Raw genomic sequence first — 3646 nt, forward strand, 5'->3', positions numbered from 1 at the left:
AACCCAGCCCGGCATGAGGGGGCCTCTACCCGCTGGCCCCTCGCGGTCGGCACGGTAGCACTCGGCCAGCGCCCGACTTTTTCAACGATATCCGCCAGAAGCGGACCAGCACCGGCTTGGGGCGGCCTCCATGCCTGTGCAAACGGCTGCCTCTACGAACACACCTACGTCGGCACGGCTTCGACAATGCTGACCATCGCGCCGGTTGGGATTACGTCGGTCAAGCGGAACCCGGCGGCGGTCAGGAGAGCGGCGAACTCCTCGCGGGTGCGTTCCTGACCGCCAGGACCCTCCAGCATTATGAGGTCCATCAACTTCGCCTCCGCCGCTTCGTTCGGCGGGGGGCACGCCATTGACTGTTTAACACCCCACTCGTGTGGCCCGCCTCACAGTTTTTCCCAGGCACCTCCGGCAGGGTCGGATGCATGCCGCCGCGTCGGATACCCCATCGCCCTCCGCCGCGCGCTGCGAACCCGCAACCGCTCAATTCCGGAGGATGCCCATGGGCAGCCACGACACGTCGCGTCCCCTGCCATTTCCGGTCTCGCGCCGGACCCTGCTTCGTTCGCTGTTCGCCACCGCCGGTGTGCTGGCCGCCCTGTCCAGCGGTGGCGCGTTTCCGGAAGCTCAAGCTGGCGAGACGCTTCTGACCGCCATCAAGGAGCGTGGTGTCCTGCGCGCCGGCATCCGCCGCGACAACCCGCCCCACAGCTTCATCGACGACAAAGGCCAGTGGGTCGGCTTCGACGTCGACATCGCCCAGGGGGTCGCCGAAGAGATGGGCGTCAAGCTGGAGCGCGTGCCGGTCGATGAGATGACCCGCATCAGCTACCTGCAGAACGGCTCGATCGACGTCGCCGTGGCCAGCATGAGCCACACCTGGAAGCGCGACGACGCGGTCGATTTCAGCCAGACCTACTTCTGGTCCAAGCAGACCTTCCTGGTCGACGGCAGCAAGGTGAAATCCTACGACGACCTCGTCGGCAAGGTCGTCGGCATGAGCCGCGGCAGCCACGCCATCGGCAACTGGCGCGGCTGGCTCGCCAAAAACGGCAAGACGTTGTCGCCCGACCAGATCGTCGAGTTCGGCAACAAGCAGGCCGCCGTCGAGGCGGTGCGCCAGGGCGCCATCGCCGGCTACGCCGAGGACTACGAGGTCTTGGCCAGCTACGCCAAAAAGCACCTCGGCCTCACCATCCTGTCCTCCCAGGCCATCGGCATGAAGCAGGACGGCATCGGCCTGCGCGAGAACGACTCCAAGCTGCGCGATGCCGTCAACCGGGCACTCCAGCAGCTTCAGGCCAAAGGCACCTACGACGTCATCTACGACCGCTGGTTCGGTCCCAACAGCGCCATGCCGATCCCGGTCGAGGAGCGCATTGAGGTGTGGCCCAATGGCTGATCGACACTGCGATCCCACGGTCGAGTTCTGCTGCGTCGCCGTCGAGCGCGACGGCCAGCGGCTGCTCGACGACGTGTCCTTCGCCTGCCTCGCGGGCGAAACCACCCTGCTGTGCGGCTCCAGCGGTTCGGGTAAGACGACGCTGCTGCGCACCATCAACGGGCTGTGCCAACCCCACGCCGGCAGCGTGACCATCCTCGGGACGCGCATCCCCGGCCGATCGAGCCGCGAGGCGCGCCACGTCTGGCGCCGCTCCGGGACGGTGTTGCAGGAGGTCGGGCTCTTCGAGACCCGCACCGCCCTGCAGAACGTCGAGCTCGCGCTGACGGCGGCGGGCTACGACCGCCGCGCCGCGCGGGAGCGGGGTGCGGATGTCCTCGACCGCCTCGGCCTTGGCGACAAGCTGCACGCGTATCCCTGCTGCCTGTCCGGAGGCCAGAAGCAGCGCGTGGCGTTGGCCCGCGCCATGGCGGGCGAGCCGCGCCTGCTCGTCCTCGACGAACCGACGTCGGCGCTCGACCCGCGCAGTTCCACCACCGTCCTCAGCCTCATCAAGGAGCTCGTCGGCCGCGGCACCGCCGTCGTCCTGTCGAGCCACAAGATCGAGGAATGCATCGACGTCTGCGACCAGGTCATCGAGCTGCACCGCGGCCGCATCGTCAACCAGGACCGCAGCGCCAGCACCACCGCGCTGCTCGCCGCGGCCGGCGCCCGCCGTCCGCACCTCCCGCAACCTGCCTTCACCTGACCCCCACACGGAGACCCTACACCATGGATATGCGTGGACAAACCGAACGCCGCTTCGCCGTCACCCTCAAGCACCTGGAGCGCTACCGCTTCCGATCGCAGGCCCACGAGGACGGCTTCGTGCACGGGGCCCCGTACGTCTCGGACGAACCCGACCCCGTCGGCGACGCCAGCGGCCCTTCCACCCCGGCGCTGCTCGGCTCGGCGCTCGGCCACTGCCTGTCGGCGGCGCTGCTGGAGATGCTGAAGAACCAGGGCGTGAAGGTGCTCGATGCCGAGACCGAGGCGGTCGTCGTCGTCAAGCCGAACGATGCCGGCCTGCCGCGCATCGACCACGTCGACATCACCATCCGCCCGACCATCGCCATGCGCACCCCGGCGGTCCAACAGTGCGAGGACAGCTTCGGCTGCCACTGCACCGTCACCTGCTCGGTGCGCAAGGGCATCGACGTCCGCGTGAACGTGGACTGGGTGGTCGAACAGCCGGAACTGATCGACTGACCCCCGCATCGTCCCCAGCCCCTCAGGAGAATGACCATGGACACCTTGCAGTCCCGCGAGAAGCGCTACTACGACCTGCTCGCCTACATCGCCTCGAACGCCGTCGCCGGCGAGATCATGGCGATCGACAACTACACCCACATGGTGCCGCTGATGCCCGGCACCGAAGAGAAGATCGAGACCGTCCACCAGGCGCACGACGAAGCCAAGCATGTCCGCCTGCTGGCCAAGCTCGGCCAGCGGCTGGGCTTCCCGGTCATGCAGAAGATCGTCGAGCCGCAGTGGCAGACGGTGCGCCGCTACGTGCAGGGCGCCGCCCTGCAGAACGACCTCACGTCCTGCCTCATCGCCCAGGACATCATGGTCGAAACCATGGCCGTGGTCGCCTACCGCACGCTGTGCCGCAACACGGACGAAGAGACGGCCCGCGTCGCCAGCAACATCCTGCATGACGAGCTGTCCCACCTGCAGATCGGCATCGACCGGATCAAGGCCATGCTCGACAAGGACGCCGACGAGGTGCACCGCAGCCTGAGCCGCACGCACCGCCAGGTCATGCCGCAGCTCTTCAGCATGGTGTCCTACAACTGCGTCTCGCTGTGCGGCGACCTCGGCGTGCAGTGCAGCACGCTGAAGCTCGACAGCTTCAAGACCGACCTCGACGCGGTCCGCATCGAGGCGCTCGACACGTACATGGAGATGCTCGACCGCGTCGGCTTCGACACCCAGGTGACGACGCCGCTGGTCGCCGAACTGGCCGAGTACGAGAGCCGGCCGTGGGCGGAGACCCCGGCGCCCTCGTGCTGCTCACGCGCCTGACGCCGCTGCCCCGGTGAGGAGAGACAACCAGAGGAGAAACGACCATGCGCACGGTTCTACCCTGCCGATTCCATCACGCCGGGCGTGAGGCGGTGCTCCTCACCGGGGCGACCGGCTTCCTCGGTGCCCTGATCGCCGCGGTGCTGCTCGCCCGCACCGACAAGACGGTGGTGGCCC

Annotated in this window: 5 protein-coding genes; 4 read left to right on the forward strand and 1 reads right to left on the reverse strand. The window is 67.8% G+C overall.

Annotated features, from left to right (window positions below):
* Nucleotides 1-164 precede the first annotated feature (164 nt).
* Complete coding sequence (locus tag ACRWK7_RS13420) at nt 165-353, reverse strand: methyltransferase (RefSeq protein ID WP_431856743.1); 189 nt, start codon at nt 351-353, stop codon at nt 165-167.
* Between the two features lie 149 nt (nt 354-502).
* Here ACRWK7_RS13420 and ACRWK7_RS13425 point away from each other — a divergent pair, with 149 nt between their 5' ends.
* From ACRWK7_RS13425 to ACRWK7_RS13440, 4 genes are read left to right on the forward strand one after another with little or no spacing between them, the layout of a single operon-like run.
* On the forward strand, nt 503-1402 hold the full coding sequence (locus ACRWK7_RS13425) for a transporter substrate-binding domain-containing protein (protein ID WP_431856744.1): 900 nt from the start codon (nt 503-505) through the stop codon (nt 1400-1402).
* Nucleotides 1395-2150, forward strand: a complete 756-nt coding sequence (locus tag ACRWK7_RS13430) for an ATP-binding cassette domain-containing protein (RefSeq protein WP_431856745.1) — start codon at nt 1395-1397, stop codon at nt 2148-2150. Before ACRWK7_RS13425 ends, ACRWK7_RS13430 begins: the two co-directional genes overlap by 8 nt.
* A 23-nt stretch (nt 2151-2173) precedes the next feature.
* Nucleotides 2174-2650 (forward strand): OsmC family protein, encoded by a 477-nt coding sequence (locus tag ACRWK7_RS13435; RefSeq protein WP_431856746.1) that lies wholly within the window; start codon nt 2174-2176, stop codon nt 2648-2650.
* Between the two features lie 36 nt (nt 2651-2686).
* Entirely contained in the window at nt 2687-3469 is a 783-nt protein-coding gene (locus tag ACRWK7_RS13440) for a long-chain fatty aldehyde decarbonylase (protein ID WP_431856747.1), read from the forward strand.
* Nucleotides 3470-3646 lie beyond the last annotated feature (177 nt).

Source organism: Azospirillum sp., assembly GCF_050789165.1.

Excerpts from the sequence above, each read along its gene's own strand:
- ACRWK7_RS13440 (WP_431856747.1), top strand. The coding sequence starts at position 2,687 with ATGGACACCTTGCAGTCCCGCGAGAAGCGCTACTACGACCTGCTCGCC.
- ACRWK7_RS13430 (WP_431856745.1), top strand. The coding sequence starts at position 1,395 with ATGGCTGATCGACACTGCGATCCCACGGTCGAGTTCTGCTGCGTCGCC.
- ACRWK7_RS13420 (WP_431856743.1), bottom strand. The coding sequence starts at position 353 with ATGGCGTGCCCCCCGCCGAACGAAGCGGCGGAGGCGAAGTTGATGGAC.
- ACRWK7_RS13425 (WP_431856744.1), top strand. The coding sequence starts at position 503 with ATGGGCAGCCACGACACGTCGCGTCCCCTGCCATTTCCGGTCTCGCGC.
- ACRWK7_RS13435 (WP_431856746.1), top strand. The coding sequence starts at position 2,174 with ATGGATATGCGTGGACAAACCGAACGCCGCTTCGCCGTCACCCTCAAG.